Source organism: Limibacterium fermenti (assembly GCF_041902845.1).
Taxonomy (GTDB): domain Bacteria; phylum Bacteroidota; class Bacteroidia; order Bacteroidales; family Dysgonomonadaceae; genus Limibacterium; species Limibacterium fermenti.
In genome coordinates, this window is sequence record NZ_CP159486.1 from 3,952,622 (window position 1) to 3,972,375 (window position 19,754).

General features: G+C 45.3%; 11 protein-coding genes. 9 read left to right on the plus strand and 2 right to left on the minus strand.

The window, feature by feature from the left end; genetic code table 11:
* Positions 1–54 precede the first annotated feature (54 nt).
* Complete coding sequence (locus ABNK31_RS17010; RefSeq protein ID WP_418893613.1) at positions 55–1,056, plus strand: FecR family protein; 1,002 nt, start codon at positions 55–57, stop codon at positions 1,054–1,056.
* Between the two features lie 117 nt (positions 1,057–1,173).
* Here ABNK31_RS17010 and ABNK31_RS17015 read toward each other — a convergent pair whose 3' ends face one another.
* Both ABNK31_RS17015 and ABNK31_RS17020 read right to left on the minus strand, forming a co-directional pair.
* On the minus strand, positions 1,174–2,208 hold the full coding sequence (locus tag ABNK31_RS17015; protein WP_418893614.1) for a hypothetical protein: 1,035 nt from the start codon (positions 2,206–2,208) through the stop codon (positions 1,174–1,176).
* A 77-nt stretch (positions 2,209–2,285) separates the two neighbouring features.
* Complete coding sequence (locus ABNK31_RS17020; RefSeq protein WP_418893615.1) at positions 2,286–3,134, minus strand: Rpn family recombination-promoting nuclease/putative transposase; 849 nt, start codon at positions 3,132–3,134, stop codon at positions 2,286–2,288.
* Between the two features lie 768 nt (positions 3,135–3,902).
* Between ABNK31_RS17020 and ABNK31_RS17025 the strand changes: the two genes are divergently transcribed.
* The 8 genes from ABNK31_RS17025 (at position 3,903) to ABNK31_RS17060 (ending at position 19,744) form a co-directional block, all read left to right on the plus strand.
* A complete protein-coding gene (locus ABNK31_RS17025) occupies positions 3,903–7,409 on the plus strand; it encodes a TonB-dependent receptor (RefSeq protein WP_418893616.1) in 3,507 nt (1,168 codons plus the stop codon).
* An 18-nt stretch (positions 7,410–7,427) separates the two neighbouring features.
* Positions 7,428–8,960, plus strand: a complete 1,533-nt coding sequence (locus ABNK31_RS17030) for a RagB/SusD family nutrient uptake outer membrane protein (RefSeq protein WP_418893617.1) — start codon at positions 7,428–7,430, stop codon at positions 8,958–8,960.
* Between the two features lie 18 nt (positions 8,961–8,978).
* Positions 8,979–10,529, plus strand: coding sequence for a PKD domain-containing protein (locus ABNK31_RS17035; RefSeq protein ID WP_418893618.1), 1,551 nt, complete (start codon positions 8,979–8,981; stop codon positions 10,527–10,529).
* 107 nt (positions 10,530–10,636) lie between these two features.
* On the plus strand, positions 10,637–11,764 hold the full coding sequence (locus tag ABNK31_RS17040; RefSeq protein ID WP_418893619.1) for a family 16 glycosylhydrolase: 1,128 nt from the start codon (positions 10,637–10,639) through the stop codon (positions 11,762–11,764).
* A gap of 349 nt (positions 11,765–12,113) precedes the next feature.
* Positions 12,114–15,266: a TonB-dependent receptor gene (locus ABNK31_RS17045; RefSeq protein ID WP_418893620.1), complete on the plus strand. Its 3,153-nt coding sequence runs from the start codon at positions 12,114–12,116 to the stop codon at positions 15,264–15,266.
* Between the two features lie 12 nt (positions 15,267–15,278).
* Positions 15,279–16,817 (plus strand): RagB/SusD family nutrient uptake outer membrane protein, encoded by a 1,539-nt coding sequence (locus ABNK31_RS17050; protein ID WP_418893621.1) that lies wholly within the window; start codon positions 15,279–15,281, stop codon positions 16,815–16,817.
* Positions 16,818–16,851: 34 nt separating this feature from the next.
* Positions 16,852–18,243, plus strand: a complete 1,392-nt coding sequence (locus tag ABNK31_RS17055; protein ID WP_418893622.1) for a hypothetical protein — start codon at positions 16,852–16,854, stop codon at positions 18,241–18,243.
* Positions 18,244–18,247: 4 nt separating this feature from the next.
* Positions 18,248–19,744, plus strand: coding sequence for a glycoside hydrolase family 30 protein (locus tag ABNK31_RS17060; RefSeq protein ID WP_418893623.1), 1,497 nt, complete (start codon positions 18,248–18,250; stop codon positions 19,742–19,744).
* Positions 19,745–19,754 lie beyond the last annotated feature (10 nt).

The window sequence follows — 19,754 nt, forward strand, 5'->3', positions numbered from 1 at the left end:
GCCGACTCATATCTTTTTGAAGTATAAGTGTCGAATAATAAAAGCAACAGTTTAATGCAATCACCCGATAAGGAAATCATACGGAAAGTCATAGCCGAAACAGGAACTCGTAAAGAAGCGGGAAATGTCTTGGAGTGGTTCTCTTCGTCGATGGAGGGGCAGCAATGTTTGTCGGACATGCTCGACCGCGATGCCTACCTGCTTGAGACGGCGACCGCTTCCGATTTGCCCGAATGTCCTTCCGATAAGATCTTCTCAACGATTTCAGGAAAGATGCGTAGGCAGACCTTAAAAGCGCGGGTGCTGAGGGTGGCGGCTGTCGTCATTCCTTTGGCGTTTATCATCGGCTTTGCGGCTTATCTCGATACGGAACTCCAGCTATTCGGCCCGGTTCAATATTCCGATTTATATGTGGCCAAAGGCGAGAGTGCGCGCATATGTTTTCAAGACGGATCGGAAGTCTATTTAAATGCGGACTCGAAGATACGCTATCCAAAAAAATTCGGATGGCGAAAAAGGGAAGTGTTTTTGGAAGGGGAAGCGTATTTTAAAGTGGCTTCCAATAAAAGAAAGCCTTTTGTCGTACATACGGGCGATTCGCATATCAACGTGTTGGGAACATCGTTCAACGTGAATGCATACTCCGATGAAGACGTCATACAAGTTACCCTCGACGAGGGGAAAGTCATCTTTCATACGCCGCAAAACGGGTATTCCATTGTGCCGGGGCAGCAAGTCGTTTATCATAAAAGTGATGGGAAGGCATCGGTGCAACATCTGCCCAACGCAACGACTGAATCTCTTTGGAAAGAGGGCGTGATTTATCTCCACGACACGCCTCTTGTCGATGTGATGCGAATGCTCGAACGAAGATACGATGTCTCATTCGAATTGCGTAACTCCTCCGCTTTGAAATATTCATATTCGCTGATTTCGAGACAACCTTCATTGACTGAAATTCTGGACGAATTACAGAAAATTGCTCCGGTGAAATTCAAGCACGAAAAAGAGAAAGGAATTATAGAAGTATCGCTGGTTAGTAAATTAGCCAATTAGCCAATTAGCCAATTAGCCAATTAGCTGATGAGCAAATCAAGTCAAAGGCCTAAAGAATTATTTATCGGTTAAGAAGCGCAATAATTTTTCAGGGTCTTGCCTATTATCCCATACCGCCTAAAAATAATACCGCATCCCTAACGTTACGTTCATTCGAGAAGCATTCATTTTATTTTCGTCGTTTATTTCCGGTGAGGAAGAATCAGGTATCACGTTATTATAATTAACTGAAGAAAAGTATCCGGATATATTCTTCATGTCGAATCCTATTCCGAAATGATCGGATATTTTGTATTCCAATCCAATGCCGATATGTGTGCCTAACGTATTTGCCGAAATGTCGCCGGCAATCGAAGGGTTTGCGGCATCTTTCAAACAATGTATCATTCCAAAATAACCGATCCCGAAATTGAAATTCCAAAACCATTGTTTTGAAAAAGGATATTTTACGCTAAGTGATAATCCAACATAATCCAAGCGAATAGCATGTTTGATATGATTGTAAATAACCGTATTAAACGGACTCGAATAAAATTGCGAGGCTAAGATCCCGAAACCATACGGAAGACCTTTGTGGTGATAATGATAACTGGCATCCCAACTGATTCCTCCGCTTAATTTATCTTCAAATTTTTCTTCTGCTCCCGTAAGTCCTTTTGTTCGTTGTGTAAGGTCTCCGTATCCGGCGTTAATGGCAAGATTATGAACCGGGATGTTAACGCGGTTTCTGCGATTGCTTTCTTCCATACTGATATAGGTTTCTTGCGAAGGTACGGCCGTTGTATCTTCCGGATTCACTTTGAGCATGGTTCCGCCGATCTGATGGATGCTGCTTCCCCAAAAGGACGGTTTGAGATGATCGGTAATGAGTAATACGTTTCCGCCTGTCTTGCGCGTTTCTTCCACAGCCATATCGACTACACGGGGATAAGATCCTTTGGTGGAAAAGCCGTTATCGACCACCGCGACTTGCCCTAATGTTTCGGCTGTAGCCGGGACACTGTCGTTTGTTTCGAGATGATATACCGCCACGTCTTCGGATTCCGGGAGAGGCGGATACGTCTTAATAACTTGTGTTACGACTTTGGGCGAACACGCAAACAAGGTTGCACCGATGAGAGTTATTCCTAAAGAATAAAGGACTTGTTTCATGAATGTGTTATATAACGATTAAAATTTATTCAAAGATAATAAATTCGGGCTAAACTGTTTTTTTGTGCAACAACAGTTCATTGTACTTGTATTTTTTCGATCTCTGCGGGAGAAAGGCCGGTAATATCGGCGATCATATCAACCGACAAGCCTTTTGCTTTCATGTTGCGGACCACTTCAATTTTGCCTTCTGTTCTACCTTTCTTTTCACCTATTCTTTCCCCTAATCTTTTGGCGGAATTAATCTGTGCGAAGTGGTCGCGGTAGGCTCTGAGATCGGCATCATATCGCCTCCGTTCCTCTCTGCTCAAAGACGCCAGGTCGGCGATCTGTTCCAGTTTCTTAAATATCGGTTTCTCCTCTTTAAAAGGAATTTCTTTTAAATTTTCCATATTCTTCAATACATAAATCCATTTATCCAAGCCTGTTATACATTCTGTTTTCATTTTCGTGAAAAAAGGAAGTTCCACGAAAATAAAACGTAATTTATCACTGATTTGTTCGCCCGTATCTCGGTCGGACAGAATCATATCTGTCCGCAACTTGCCTCCCAATTCGAAATTCAGGAAAAAAATGCCGTAGACCGCTTTCACGTCGAACTCCCATTTCGCTCCCTGCTCGCCTTGATTGGCGATTATTTGCGAAAGATAATACAATGCCCGGCCATAAAAATATTCCTGAAAGGCATTCTGCATCTCCACGATGATGTACTCTTCCTCTTCCGTCAAGCAGGCGATATCGTAAATGCCTTCACGCCCTTTATGATACAACGGCGGCCGTTCCTTATCCAACAACCGGATACTCTCGATTTTCTTTTCTCCCTTCAATAGGTCGTTCAAAAAGTCTAACAACAAATCTTTACTGTTTTCCTGACCGAAAATCCGCTTGAACGCCATGTCGTATGTAGGGTTGATGAATCTAGCCATTCTCCTTTCTTATCAGTTCTTTTTTCCCTCAGTCTCATTATCTTCGAGTTCTTTTCCTTCGCGGATAGACTGTTTAATGGTTTTCGCCACTTCGTTGAGGACGTCGTAAGTTGTTTTTTTACCGCTTCCTGCGTGTTATTGTTCGTTACATTGATAATCAGTTTTGCACCGTAATCTAACGGACGGAGCGATAATCTTTGAAAATTTACTTTCATTTTTTTAGTGATTGAAAATTGTTATACAATGAGATAAAGATTACTTGATATAGGCAGATCTTCGGCTAAGTTTAGCAAAATTGATCTGTATGGTTGTCGAATGAGTAAATGTTTGTAGGAGAATGCCTGAAAAATCAGTTTGACGAGCAAATGTTTACAGTAGGATACCCCTAAAATTAGTTTAGTTGGCAAATGTTTAGAGCATTTTATCCGAAAAAATAGTTTAGCGGGCAAAAGTATGAGAAGAGTTGCTCGTGAAGCGTCGGTAGATTCCTCTTTTATTCGATTTAAGCGGAAGAACGGCGTTTTTTCGATGGTTTTGTTTTTACGTATTACCATGATCAAGCCGAAATACGCAGCAAATATAGCGAATTTTTTCTCACAACACTATTTTATTTTTATTTTTTACTCATACTTTTTGACATCTATGGTGTCAATATCTTAAAAGTGAAAAATATGAAACCGTTTCGGTTTGATAAATCATTTATGAAAACCAATAATAGAGAGTAATTTTTAATTTCATGTTTCATTAATTTAATAACACAAGTAAACCATGGGAAGAATCCATTTTAAACCCAAAGTTGTTATTCTATGCTCTTTTCTGATGTTGAGCTTAACCCTAAGTTCGGCACAAAAAGTAAGTTTGAATTTCAACAATCAGTATTTAAAGACAGTACTCGAAAGTATTTCACAACAAACCGGTTACTCGCTGGCTTACAGCAAAGAAGTCGTAAACGTGGATGCTGTGGTCAGTATTCGGGTGAATCAGCGCGAGCTCGCAAATGTGCTCGAAGAATTATTGTCGCCTCGTAATTTAGGTTATGAGATCAAAGACGGTAAGATTTATATTTTGTATGAAGCGCCCCGGCAAGAGGGGGTTGCAGCCGCAACTGCTGGAGTACGGCAGGATCCGGTCGGGCAGCAGATAAGCGGTGTAGTGACGGATGAAAACGGTGATCCTATTATCGGCGCCAACATTGTTGTTCCCGGAACGACTACCGGCACGGCGACTGATGTCGACGGTCGTTATTCGTTGACCGTTCCGAGAGGTTCGGTACTCCGCTTCTCGTATATCGGATATCTTGAACAGGAATTTACCATCACCGATCAAACGACTTTAGACGTCCGCTTAGAGGAAGATGTGGAGACGCTCGAGGAATTGGTGGTAGTGGGATACGGCGTTCAGAAAAAGAGCGTTGTTACCGCCGCTATCAGCAAGGTAACGGCCGAAGAGTTGAATACCAATCGCCCGTCGCGTGTGGAAGATGCCCTGAAGGGAAAAGTGTCCGGAGTACAGATCACCCAAAGTTCGGGACAGCCCGGATCGGACTCCAAAGTGCGCATCCGCGGTATCGGGACGGTGAACAACAGCGACCCGTTGTATATTGTGGACGGAATGTATGTGGAAGGAGGAATCAATTATTTGAATCCTACCGATATCCAATCGGTTGAGATACTCAAGGATGCGGCCTCCGCAGCTATTTACGGAGCGCGGGGCGCCAACGGAGTGGTATTGGTCACCACCAAAAGCGGGCAATCCGGTAAGCCGGTCGTTAATTACGATATGAGTTACGGATGGCAAAACCCCTGGAAAAAAAAGGAAGTGCTCAATGCACAGGAGTATATGATCATCATGAACGAAACGGATATCAATGATGGAATCGCCCCCCGCTATAATCGCGAGGCTTTTGCTGCTGCCGGTGCGGGTACCGATTGGCAGGACGAAACGTTTTATTACAATGCGCCTGTACAAAACCATCAGGTAAGCATATCCGGCGGCGCCGAAAGAATCCAGTATTTCCTTTCCGCCGGCTATTTCGACCAGGCGGGTATCGTAGGCGGTAATTACGATAAATCGAATTATAACCGTTTTAGTCTACGTTCCAATACAACTTACAAGGTATTTGAAGTAAAGGACCGCTCTTTTTTGAATAATGTAACTCTGGGCGTAAATGTAGGGTATTCCAGAAGTAAATCCACCGGAATTGAAACCAATTCCGAATACGGATCCATTCTCGGCAGCGCCCTTACTTTTTCTCCATTGGTTCCCGTATATGCCGATGACGCTACGGCCGAAGCTATTTTGGCGCGCTATCCGTATGCCGTAAAGGATAAAAACAACCGCGTATTTTCGCTCCCTCCCGATGGATTTCAGGAAATTGCCAATCCCGTGGGAATGTTGAATCAGCCTTTCTCCGGAAAAAATAATGATGATAAGTTTGTCGGAACATTCTGGGGGGAGATCGATTTGCTCCCCGGTTTGAAGTTCCGCAGTAATTACGGGGTCGATCTGGCTTTCTGGGGCTATGATACGTACACTTTTCCTTATTTTCTTGCGACTCAGGGAAAAGATGTGAAATTCAGTACGGTTCAAAGCGAAATGAACCGCGGTATCCGCTGGCAGTTGGAAAACTATTTTTCCTACGCCAAAACGTTCAACGACGTGCATAACTTATCTTTTGTATTGGGACAATCAGCTTCCAAATATACCGTCCGCCAGTTAGGCGCCAACGACCGCGATCTGCTGGAGCTGGATCCGTTGAAAGCAAATATCAATTCCGCTATCGCCGACCGTAAGGAGGAACGCGCTTGGGGCGGAACCGACGGGCACAACGGCATCCGTACCGCTTCGTATTTTGGCCGTGTCGATTATAATTATGCCGAACGGTATATGGTACAGGCTACGGTGCGAAAAGACGGATCGTCGAATTTCGGGCCGACGCATAAATGGGGTACCTTCCCTTCGTTTTCTCTGGGATGGAACCTCACCAACGAGGCATTCATGGAAAACAGGCCCGACTGGCTCGATTACCTGAAACTGCGCTTCAGTTGGGGTAAAAATGGAAATGACCGTATCGGACAATTCTTGTATGCCGCCATGCTCGACGGCGGGCAGAATTATTATTTCGGCGGAGGCTATAAAGTGAATCAGGGCGATCCCTCCAAACTCGGCGAAATCAGCGGCAATATGCAATACGGAAGCTCGCCCGCAGCCATTCCCAATCCCGATGTAAAATGGGAGGAATCGGCTCAGACCGACATCGGTTTCGAAGCGCGGTTTTTCAGAAGTGCGCTTACCTTCGGTTTCGATTATTTCAAAAAGAAAACCATTGACATGCTGATGTTGCAGCCGATACCCGGTTATGTAGGACAAAGCGCTCCGATTGCCAATGTGGGCGATATGGAAAACTGGGGATTGGAATTCGAAGCGAGTTGGAAACACCGTATTGGGAATGTCAATTATTTTGTCAATGCCAACGCTTCTTTGCTGAGAAATAAATTGATCAAACTAGGCAATGCCACCGGTGAAGAGATTTACCAAGACGCAGGAGCCAGCGGTGTGGGTAGTTATGTAAAAGGAAAAAACGGGCTGGTATTCCCTTATTTTTACGGTTTCCAAACCGATGGGATCTTTCAAAACCAGGCCGAAATTGATGCTTATGTAAATGCTAAAGGTGAAAAAATTCAACCGAGTGCGCAACCCGGAGATGTACGCTTTGTGGATCAACTTGTCAATAACGAAAAAGACGGAATTATAAGCGATGCCGACAAGGTGAAAATAGGAAAAGGCGCACCGGACTGGACCTTCGGCCTTACCTTGGGCGCCGACTGGAAAGGTTTCGATACCAATCTGTTTTTCCAGGGGACGGTCGGAAACGATATTTTCGACTTCTCGCAACGCGGTGATATTCCTGCTATGAACCGTCCGGGTTGGATTTTAGATCGCTGGCATGGCGAAGGAACATCCCACAAGATACCCCGCATGACCGCCAAAAACCCCAACAGCAACTGGCGTTCATCCGACCTGTATATCAAGGACGGATCGTTTCTGCGATTGAAAACGGTGCAACTGGGTTACACCCTTCCCGCGCAATTAACGCAAAAAATATCCGTTCAACGGCTGAGGATTTATGTCTCGGCGGAAAACCTGCTCACCTTTACCAAGTACGACGGGTTCGATCCCGAAATCGCTTCGGGTAACTATACCACCATCGGCGTCGATCGCGGTATTTATCCCCAATCGCGTACGATTTCTTTCGGTGCGAATATTTCGTTCTAATCTTAATACATTCAACAAATGAAAAAATATAGTTTAATTTTGATTCTTGCAGTCGTAGTGGGGCTGCAATCATGCGGAGACGATTTTCTTTCTTCTTCTCCCACGGAGAAGCAAAAAGCCGGCGATCCGGCAACGGAAAGCGTGATTCTTTCCAACTTGGGGGCCGCCTACCAAATCCTGCTCTTCGATAGTTATGCCAATAATAATTACAACAGTATCGTACTGATGTCCGACCTCCGTTCGGATGATATCTATAAAGGTGGCGGTGATGCCGGCGACCAGCATCAATTGTACTTGCTGTCGTTATTTACATCGACCCCTCAGGAATTGCCTGCAGGCCTCTGGAACATTTATTATACGGGACTTGCCCGTTGCAATAACGTGCTCATCGCTTGTGAAAATGCAGTGGGTTTCGAGGATGAAGGAAAGCTTAAAAAACTGGAGCAGTACAAAGCCGAAGCGCATTTCCTGCGGGCTTACTACATGCATTTGCTGTGGAAATTTTGGGGGAATATTCCTTATTTCGAAGAACCGTTGATCGAACCGCCTTATATGACCAGACAATATACCGCCGACGAAATCTATAAGGAAATCATGGAAGATATAGATCAGGCGTGTGTAGTAGGGGCTTTGCCGATGAAGGTCGAAACCGCCGATCTGGGACGCGTGTCGAGAGCCGCCGCATTGCTCTTGAAAGCCCGTGTGGTGATGTATCAAAAAGACCAATCGCGTTATGCCGAGGTAACGAAAGATATGGCCGAGCTTATTAACAGCGGTGAATATGACCTGTTCGGCGATTTTGCCGCCATGTGGCTCGATCAAAACGAGTTCAGCAACGAATCGGTGTTCGAAGCGAACCATCTTCCCGAAGGAAAAACCTGGGCCAGCGGTTGGCAAGGTTATGGAACCAACCTCCCAGCATTTATTGCTCCCAACGGACTGAGTGCGGGCGATAAAACCGGCGATTTCAAAGGTGGTTGGGGATTCGGCCCCGTGCGTCAGGCAACCTGGAATATATTTGAGGAAGGCGACACGCGCCGCGAAGGATCCATCAACCGCTGGGACGCCGGTCAATATACCGCTCGTTTTCAGGATACGGGATTATTCATGGCCAAGTATTCCGCTCGTGTAGGATATAATCCCCAGGGCGATGTCGATTTGAATTATTGCAATAACCTGCGCATCTTCCGCTTTGCTGAAGCGTTATTGAACTACGCCGAACTGTTGGTCATCCACGGACAGGCACCTGTCGACGGACTTACCGCACAGACTTGCCTCGACCGCGTTCGTCGTCGCGCTTTCGGTGAAGACAAACCCATCCCGGCGACGGCTGAAAATATAAAACTGGAACGCCGCAGGGAGTTTGTGGGCGAAGGAATGCGTTTTTGGGATATTGTCCGTTGGGGCGATACAAACCTGTTGACGGAATCCACAGAACTCAGCACCCGCACATGGAGGGATGAATACAAATATCTCCCTATTCCTCAAACGGAAATGGATAGAACGGCGAAAACCGATTTCGCCCTCACGCAAAATCCCGGATATAATTAATGCTTAATCGATAAGAAGATGAAAAAAATAATAAAACATACAGTATGGATGTTGGTGGCGCTGTTTGCGATTGTTTCGTGCGCGCCTCAGGAAGCGGACAAGTATTCGCTGGAAGCCTTGAATACAATTACCGACGACCAGCTCTCCTATTCCCAAGCCATATCCGATCAAAGCGATAATGTGATTACATTTAAAAATACTTCGCAGCTTTCTACCACGGAATATGTCATTACATGGGATTTGGGTAACGGTGTGAAGAAAACCGGAAAGGACGAATCTATTGTTGCACAATATCCTTTTAAGGGAGATTATACGGTGACAATGACCGTCGCGAATAACAATACTTCCGCTTCGAAAAGCGCAGTGATTCGTATTGCCGATAACGACTTTCGATTGCTTGATGTGCCCGTCTATAATAACTTGACCGGAGGAAGCAGTGATCCCGACGGGAAAACATGGGTATTCGACCAGTATAATAATTTCACCAAGGAAGTTGTGGACGCTGTAAGTCCGTTTAAGGAAAAAATAGAAGACCCGAATTTGAAGTCTGTCGCCTTTGATATTAAAGGACATATGGGATTGGGACCACAAAATTCCTATGGCCAAAATTGGTGGGGAGCCGCGCCGGAAGACAAAAAGGCTTGGACAATGTACGATTACAAATTCACCTTTAAACAATCTTCTTCGCTTGACTTGAAGATCGAAACCAAAGGCGACGGATACGGCCGGAAAGCATCGGCTTCCAGCGTAGGAAAATTCGACGTTGAGGAGGAAATAGCAGATGATGCTTTCTTCCCCTACAATGGCGGAGACTATTCCTTCTCGATAGCCGAAGGGGGGCAATTCCCGCAAATTACCTTGACGGGCAACGCCTTTATGGGATATTATTGCGGCAATCAAACATACGATATCATCTATCAAACCGATAAGGTGATGGCGCTTCGTGTGGATAATTATACCGAAAAACAGGATTGGGTATTCATTTATTGTCTACAAGAACTGAATGTTCCCAAACCCAAACCGCTCAAAGCTGTTCCGTTGAAAGAAGATTTTGAAAAAGAAACCGCTTCGGTTGTTTTCTCCTTCGATAACATGGGCGAATTTGCCGACTCGTTCTATTCGAATCCTCATCCGACCGTCCCGAATGCATCTAAAAAAGTATTCCTGTACGAAAAAACCAATGCTTTTTATTCCAATGTATTCTTTATGGCGGAAAATTATAAGTTCGATTTGAAAAAACAAAACAAAATCCGGGTGAAAGTATATATTCCTTCCAATAACGATTATACGACTGAAAATAAAACGGCAGGCACTTGGATATCCGAATCGAGGCTGCGTCCCCAACTGGCAGTAAAATTGCATAACTCAAGTCTGGGCGGTGATGCCTATACCACACAAACGGAGATCGTGAAAAAAGATCTTCAGACCGACAAGTGGCTTCAGTTGGAATTCGATTTCAGTAATGCGGCCGACAGGCAGGATTATGACAAGATTGTCCTTCAGTTTGGAGGGGAAGGACATGAAGGCCGAGGATTCTTTTTCTTCGATGATTTTGAATTCGCCGAATAAGGAGATAGTATTACAACATTAAAATTACAATGACTTCTGATATCCCATGAAAGGCTTACAAAATAGTCTTTCATGGGATTCTGAGTTTCGGAAATAATATGAATAAAATGTTTCATCTTTTATTGTTTTCTGCCGTCGCCTTATGGACGGCTTGCGGAGGTAAAAACGAGCCGGAGGTTATTCCTTCGAAACCCGATGTGGAAATAACCTGGGAGATATCGCCCGCTTCGCTTGCTTTTGACGATAAAGGCGGCGCAAAAAGTCTGCTGATTGCCGCCAATGGCGATTGGAAAGTCTCTTCGTCGCAATCTTGGTGCTCCTTGTCGCCGTTAGTCGGTCATAACGGGCAAACCAGCCTCAAAGTAACCGTGGAAGCGAATGGATTGGAAACGGCTCGCACTGCGGAATTAGTGTTCTCTTCCCTCAAGGGCGAATCTTCAAAGGCTTATACTGTAACCCAGGAAGCGGGTAAAATTCCCAACCATGTACCTGACGGATACAGTTTGGTTTGGCGAGATGAGTTTAACGACGACCGTTTGCAAGGCGGCAAACCGGCATTGCCGGGCACGGCGAAATGGTGGTTTGAAAAGGGAAATGGAGAGAACGGTTGGGGAAATAAAGAACTACAAAACTATATCGATCGCTTTAACGGCACAGACACTTGTTCGGTTGTTTTCGACGGCACACTCAAAATCATTGCTAAGGAAAGGGGAGATGAAGTGATTTCCATTCGTATGAATACAACGGAAAATTGGCAATACGGTTATTTCGAAACCCGTTTGAAAGTCCCTACCGGAAAAGGCACATGGCCGGCTTTCTGGATGTTGCCGAAGGATTTTAAAAACTGGCCGCTCGATGGTGAAATCGATATAATGGAATATGTCGGATATGATCCCGACGTGGTGCATGCTTCCATCCATACGCAAGCATATAATCATGTGCAGGGAACGCAGAGGACTGCCACCAGAAAAATTCAAAATGCCGAGACGGAGTTTCATATTTACGCCGTGGAATGGACATCGGAAAAGATAGTGGGATATGTGGATGGCGAAGCTTACTTTTCTTTTTCAAATGATGGAAAAAGCGATGTGAATACCTGGCCGTTCGATAAACCCTTTTATTTAAAACTCAATCTGGCTTGGGGCGGTAATTGGGGCGGAGCGAAAGGCGTAGATGAAAGGAATCTTCCGGCAACCTACGAAATCGATTACGTCCGCGTGTATCAGAAAAAATAATTTATAATCTTATGGAGGAAATTTAAACAGTTTTCAGGTATTGGCGGTCTTGAAACCGGTTGGTGTTTACATAGTTTCTTTTTCTAGCAAACTCATACTTTTTGTTATAGAGAGTGTCAACTCTATAAAAGGTGGAAACATAAAATACCGTTTGGTTTGACAGGTCTTTTTTAATGCGGTATTTATTATTTTAGAGAGTGTTTAGTCATAATACATTATTATTTTGCATCAAAGAATCATGGGAAAAAATCATTTTAAAAGAAGAATTGGCGCTCTATGTACCCTCTTACTACTTAGTTTTAGTCTAAGTTCGGCACAGAGAGTGAGCTTAAATGCCAATCAACAACAGTTGAAAACAGTACTCGAAAGTATTTCGGAGCAAACCGGTTATTCATTAGCCTATAGTAAAGAAGTCGTTAATTTGAACGAATCGGTAACTATTCGTGTAAACCAAGCCGATTTAACCAATGTACTTGACGAATTATTGTCGCCTCGTAATTTAGGATACGAGATTAAAGACAATAAGATTTATATTTTGTATGAAGCACCCAAAAGAGCCTCAACAAGAAGAGCTCTTTCCATAGAGCAAAACCAGCAGCCTGTAGGACAACAAATCAGTGGCGTGGTGAGGGACGAAGCCGGCGAGCCGGTTATCGGAGCAAATATCACGGTACCCGGTACGAGTAATGGTACTGTAACGGATATCGATGGTAAATATGCGCTTACCGTTCCACGAGGTTCCGTTGTGCGGTTTTCTTATATTGGGTATCTCGATCAGGAGTTTACCATCACTAATCAAACAACATTAAATGTAGTGCTTGTCGAGGATGTGAAAACCTTGGACGAGTTGGTGGTAATTGGTTACGGTACGGTAAGACGGGGGGATGTTACCACCGCCGTATCTTCCGTTTCTACGGAAGATTTGGCCGAACGCCCGATTGTTTCCGCTGCCCAGGCCATACAAGGCAAGGCCGCCGGCGTAAACGTGTATCAGCCTAACGGTGCTCCCGGAGGCGAAATGGTTATCCGCGTGCGTGGAACAACTTCTTTTAACGGAAGCAACGATCCGCTTTATGTAGTAGATGGCGTGCCGGTCGATAATCTCAATTTCCTGTCTCCTACGGATATCGCCAATATACAAATTCTAAAAGATGCGTCGTCGGCGGCAATTTACGGTTCGCGCGCCGCCAATGGGGTTGTGTTGATTACGACCAAACAAGCTAGTAGCGGAGCGAAGATTTCGGCCAATATACAGCTCGGCACAAGTCATGTTGCCAATCAGATCAAATCTTTAAATGCAAGACAGTATAAAGAACTGATCGACGAAATACGTCCCGGCACCGTACCGGAAGGAACAACCGATCAAACCGATTGGTTTAAGGAAGTATATGGAACGGGTGTCACCCAGAATTACCAATTGCAGATTTCCGATGGAAACGACAAGATGCGTTATTTTATATCGGGAGGATATTTGGATGAAAAAGGAGTCCTTAGCTCTGCTTTTTTCCGCCGCTTCAACCTTCGTAGCAATATTGAAAGCCAAGTACGCAAATGGTTGCATGTAGGATTGAACTTATCCTATTCCGACAATACGAGCAACGGCATTACAACCGGCCGCGGATCCAATCGCGGAGGAGTCGTGCTCGCCGTTGTGAATCTTCCTACCGCCGCAACCATCATAAATGAGGAGACCGGGTTATACAACCGTCTTTTTTTCGGACAGAATATAGCCAATCCTATTGAAGAGATAGAAAACGGCAAAAACAACAAGAGCTATGAAAACCGGTTGATTGCTTCCGGGAATACGGTCATTACTTTTATGCCCGAACTAAACCTCAAAACTTCCTTTACGTTGGATCGCCGCCACGGCAAGTCAACAGGTTTCACTCCGCCCGTCCACGGCCCGGGCCGAGACGAATGGGGAAATGCATGGGATACCCGCAATATGAATACATTGTTGGTATTCGATAATGTGCTGACGTATAAGAATACTTTTTCGCAGAAACATAATGTGGAAGGAATGGCCGGAACTTCGTGGACGGATTCCCAATGGTCGCAAAGTTACATCAACGGGTCTCATTTTAGAGATTCGTCTATCAAAACGTTGAATGCCGCCAATAAGATCGCGTGGGACAATACCGGTTCTAATGCTGCCGCATGGGGGATCATGTCGTATTTCGGAAGGCTTTCCTATAATTACGACAGTAAATATCTTTTCACGGCCAATGTCCGCGCCGACGGTTCTTCGAAACTGCATCCCGATCATCGCTGGGGGACTTTCCCCTCTTTTTCCGCTGCATGGCGCATGTCTTCCGAAGACTTTATGAAGGATTTGACCTGGATCGATGATTTAAAGATAAGAGGCGGATGGGGACAAACCGGTAACCAGTCGGGCGTGGGCGATTATGCCTATCTGCAACGGTATAATATCACCCGCCAACGTTGGTTCCCCGATCAAACCGGAAAAGGTGATGAAAATGTTCTTCCCCTTATCGCTCAGGCCAATCTCCGTACGCGCGACCTTACCTGGGAGACAACCTCGCAAACCAATATCGGATTGGATGCTACGTTGTTTAAAGACCGGTTGACCATCGCGATGGATTACTATTACAAACATACCACCGATATGTTGATGTATGTTTCCGTACCGGAGGGTGCCGCCCCGGCTTCGAGTATTATCCGGAACGAAGGCGTCATGACAAACCACGGTTTTGAATTTGCCGTTAATTCACGCAATTTTACCGGCGACTTCAAATGGGATACCAACTTCAATATTTCATTTAACAGGAATAAATTGAAGAGCCTTGAGTTGCAGAAAATCTATTATGATGCCGAAACAACCGACGCTTTTCATCAAATCCGTGTCGTACGCAATGAACCGGGACGCCCGGTGGGCGGTTTCTACGGATACATCAGCGACGGTGTGGATTCTGAAACCGGAGAGTTAAGGTATCGTGACTTGAATGAAGATGGAAGAATCAGCGCTTCCGATAAAACCTATATCGGAGACCCCAATCCGTTATTTACGTATGGATTGACCAATTCTTTCTCATGGAAAGGGTTCAGTTTGAATGTGTTCCTTCAAGGTTCCGTCGGAAACGATGTGTTCAACGCCTCGAAGGGTGATACGGAAGGCATGCACGACTTGAAAAATCAATCCACCGAAGTGCTGAGGCGCTGGCGTACCCCGGGACAAATAACCGATGTTCCCAAGGCCGGATTTAACTTGCAGCCGTCAAACTATTTTGTGGAAGACGGAAGTTATCTTCGCATAAAGGACGTGACGTTGTCTTACAATTTTACGGGTGGTTTTCTCGAGAAATGGGGCGTAAGCCGCTTGCAACCGTATTTTACTGCTAACAACCTGCTTACTTTTACAAAATACAGCGGAATGGATCCCGAAGTCAACCAGTGGGGAAACAACGGTGCCGTACAAGGCATCGACTGGGGAACCTATCCGCATAGCCGGTCTTTTGTCTTTGGAGTGAATGTTGAATTTTAAATAACCGAAAAAATGAAAACGAAATATATATTATCCATCTTTACAGCTTGTCTATTCGCAGCTTGTTCCCTCGATTACAATCCGATCGATACTTACTCGGATGTTACCGAAGGAGTAACTAACGACAGCGTACAGGTTGCATTTAAAGATAAAGCCGCTGTTTTGTCGCATAGGCAAACGCTGCTGAGATTGTTCAGGGATGGGCAGGAACATTGGTATCAGGATATTTTACTACTGGGCGATTCGCATTCCGACAATGCCTATGCCGGCTCCCCCAATGCGGAGACTACTCCGTTTGAAGTAAATTCCATCGAGGGGTCCAATCCGAATCTGAAGCGCGATTGGAACGGACACATGGGAAATGTAGCCAAAGCAAACAAATTAATCGTGAATATCGATAAAGTAACCGATCCGTCATTGTCCGATGCCGAAAAAAGGCAATATAAGGCTGAAGCCAAAATCCTCCGGGCCATGATCTATTTCGATATGGTCAGGATATGGGGAAATGTTCCGTTAATAACGACCGAAGCGGGAGATATCACTTCCGAAACCATCGAAGAGGTATATCCCGCCTATTTCCCTCCGCAAACCGATGCGCTTACGATCTATAAACAAATAGAAGAAGACCTGTTGGAGGGTTTGCAGTATGCTCCCGATAATAATCCGCAGGATAAAACGCAATTCTCCAAATCGGTAGCTCGCGCTTTACTGGCAAAGATGTATGCAGAGAAACCGTTGCGCGATTACGACAAGGTGATTCAGTACGCCGACGAACTGGCCAAGGACGGATTTGATCTGATTCCCGATTTCGGAGATATGTTTGAGGTCGTATTGGTCGACCCCAATCTCCCTCCCTCACAAGCGAACAGAGCGATAGACGCCAAAGCCCGCAATACCCGGGAGAGTATTTTCGAGGCTCAGTTCAGCAGTAATGAAGGCAATTGGGTTACCTGGATGTTCGGACGCCCAATGGAAAATTGGGATTATTATTTCACCTGGCCGAAATGGATTACTCCTTCCCGTGATCTGATCAGTGCTTTCAACAGCGAACCGGGAGATAAGCGCTATGCGCAAACCGTCGTTTTTTATGCTTGTGATTGGAACATATATTATCCCGCCGAAAACTATGCATTTATGTACAAAACCCGTAGCGCGTACAACAGCATCATTAAACTTCGTTATGCGGATATCCTTTTATTAAAGGCGGAAGCTTTGATAGCCAAAGACCAATACGGAGAAGCCGCTACGATTATCAATCGAACGCGTAACCGTGCCGGTTTAAGAAATCTACCCGCATCGGCATCTGCCAATAAAGAATCCATCCTGCAAGCATATTTAAAAGAGCGGCGGCTGGAACTGGCTTTGGAAGGCCAACGCTGGTTCGACCTTGTTCGTTTGGATAAAGTGGAGGAGGTGATGAACGCCGTTTTTGCGAAAGACGAAGGCCGTCCGGCGCAAGTGTATCCATATACCGGCTTGTCTTATATCTTGCCTGTTCCCCAGGATGTGATCGATCAGAATCCCAATCTTGTTCAAAATCCGGGTTATTAATCCGGCATGTTAAACAGTTAAAAAACAGATAAAAATGAAATCGATATACAAAATATTTTTCATAACCGGAATAATCGCTTTGTTCGTTGCTTCTTGCAATGACGACGAGTTCGGGCCTCGTAAAGAGTCTACGCCGGTCATTGAGTCAGCCGCTGTTAGTCCCGCCGATTTTACTTTCGGAGACTCGATTGTGTTGACTGCTAAAATTATCGATCCGGCTACCACACTTTCTGCATTGGCTTATGAAGTGGTTGCGGAAGGGCGCGTTGTTACATCGGGTGAAATACCTCTCTCAAACGATACGTTCACAGTGGCGCAATCTATTTTCGTACCACTGTTAAGCAATCAGGCGGATGCAGCCATACAGGTCAACCTCATCGCCCGGAATGTATTGAAAGGATCGGCATCCTTGCAATTAAACGGCCTTAGCGCAGCCCGTCCCGGTTATAATCAACTCTATCTGGTTACGGACGACGGCAAGGTCGCTATTTTGAAACCGTCAACCGATAAAAATAAATTCGAAGTCGACGGCCTCACGTTCAATCCTTCCTTCCGCTTTAAAATAGCCGAAAAACTCCTTGCCGACAATACCATCGATTATACGGGTGACGTATATGGAAATGTGAACGGGAAAATCGAAATGATCGATGACAAAGGCGAATCGGCATTTGCCTATACAGCGGGTTCGGATTATACAAAAGGGTTCGTTTATGATAGTTATGCCTTTAGCGCCGCAACCACGGGAAGTGAGTTGGGAGAGGACGATTTGTCGCTAAGTACTTTCCGGGATGAGGATATTGACGGCGAATCTTTCCGTACGCTCAAGCGTACACTCGAAAACGGCAAAACGTATCAGGCATTCGGCGCCCTCTCCGATGCTCAGAATATCTATAATCCCGACTTTTTCGAGCGGACAGCCGTCGACAAAATCAAGTTCCTCGGAAAAACCGGAGAATATACTCTTTATTATAATCCTGTTCGCAAGAATATCTTCGTAGGGGTCGACAATCCTTCGTACCCGGACTTTTTACTGGCTTGCGGATGGGGATTGGGATATCCCACAAACGTTTCGACGGAACAAATAGCTTCGGTGTATTCCGAGCATCAGCGAACGCATACCGATTGGGGTTTTGACCATGTGTTGAAGTATGTCTTGTTCCGCCAAATCGGCGAAGGGGTATATCAGGGTACTTTCTACACACCCAATAAAGACAACTATGCAGGGTTTAAGCCCTATGAAAATACCGGATGGGGTAACGAAAAGAAAGCCGGGGAGTTTACCTTTACCGGCGAACAGATCATTACCGGCGACAACAACTGGACCATACCCAACGGTCCCGCTGATCCGGTTGTGGAAGCAGCCATCTACAGGTTTACGGTCGATCTGAATAATAAAACAGTACATATAGAAAAGATAACGCTTTAACAAGATGAGAATACTATTCAATTTGAATTTAATTTTGCTGATGCTGGCGCTTTGCAGCTTTTCTTCTTGTCAGGATTCTAAAGATAAAACGGACGAGCAAGAAAAGCCGGAAGTACCCGCAACCGGTGATGTAACCGTTTATGTCACGACCAATAACCGGTCGCAGGATTTCAGGAAACAGGCCGCCGATTTCAGTAAAAAAAGCAATATGTCGCCTACAACCATTAAACTGCAACCGGCTACGCGTTACCAAACGATGGATGGTTTCGGAGCGGCTATCACGGGTTCCACGTGTTTCAATTTAATGAAAATGACGAAGGAAAACCGCGCTAAATTCCTCAAAGAAACTTTTTCGCCTACCGAAGGGATGGGGCAGAGTTATATCAGGATATCCATCGGTTGTTCGGATTTTTCGTTGAGCGAGTACACGTTGTGCGACACTCCCGGACTGGAAAATTTTGCATTGACCTCCGAAGAAACGGAATATGTGATTCCTATCCTGAAAGAAATTCTGGCGATTAATCCGGAGGTGAAAATAATGGGTTCCCCGTGGACTCCTCCCCGGTGGATGAAAGTAAACAATCTTACGGACCTGCAACCGTTTAACTCCTGGACAAGCGGACAGTTGAATCCGGTTCATTACGGCGATTATGCCGATTATTTTGTAAAATGGATTCACGCTTTTGAGGAACAGGGAATTAATATTTATTCCGTAACACCGCAAAACGAACCGTTGAACAGGGGAAATTCGGCTTCTCTTTTTATGGGATGGCGGGAACAACTGGAGTTCGTGAAGAACCATTTGGTGCCTAAGTTTAAAGCAGCGGCTTTCAAGACGAAGATTTACTTGTTCGACCATAATTTCAATTACGATAATATGCCCGATCAAAACGATTATCCGGTGAAAATTTACGATGCCGGTATTGATGCCGACGTGGTTGCCGGGGCAGCTTATCATAACTATGGCGGGGATAAATCGGAACTTCTCGACATCCACCAAAAGTATCCCGACAGGGAGTTGGTTTTCACGGAGACTTCCATCGGAACATGGAACGACGGCCGTAATCTGGAAGTCCGCTTGATAGAAGATATGCGGGAAGTAGCGCTGGGAACAATCAATAACTGGGCGAAAGGAGTTATTGTCTGGAACCTGATGCTCGACAGCGATCGCGGCCCGAACCGTGAAGGCGGATGCCAGACATGTTATGGCGCCGTCGATATCGACCGGTCCAACTATTCGACCATTACGCGCAATTCGCATTACTACATCATCGGGCATCTTTCGTCGGTCGTAAAACCGGGAGCGGTGCGTATCGGCACATCCGGTTTTTCCGATGCGGGTTTTTCCTTTTCCGCTTTCGAAAATACCGATGGAACGTATGCGGTTGTATTATTGAACGGAAATGCCGCGAGTAAAACAATTACGATTGATGACGGAACCCATCACTTCGCTTATGATGTGCCGGCGAAATCAGTCATATCATACAGATGGAAAAAATAATAACGGAAAT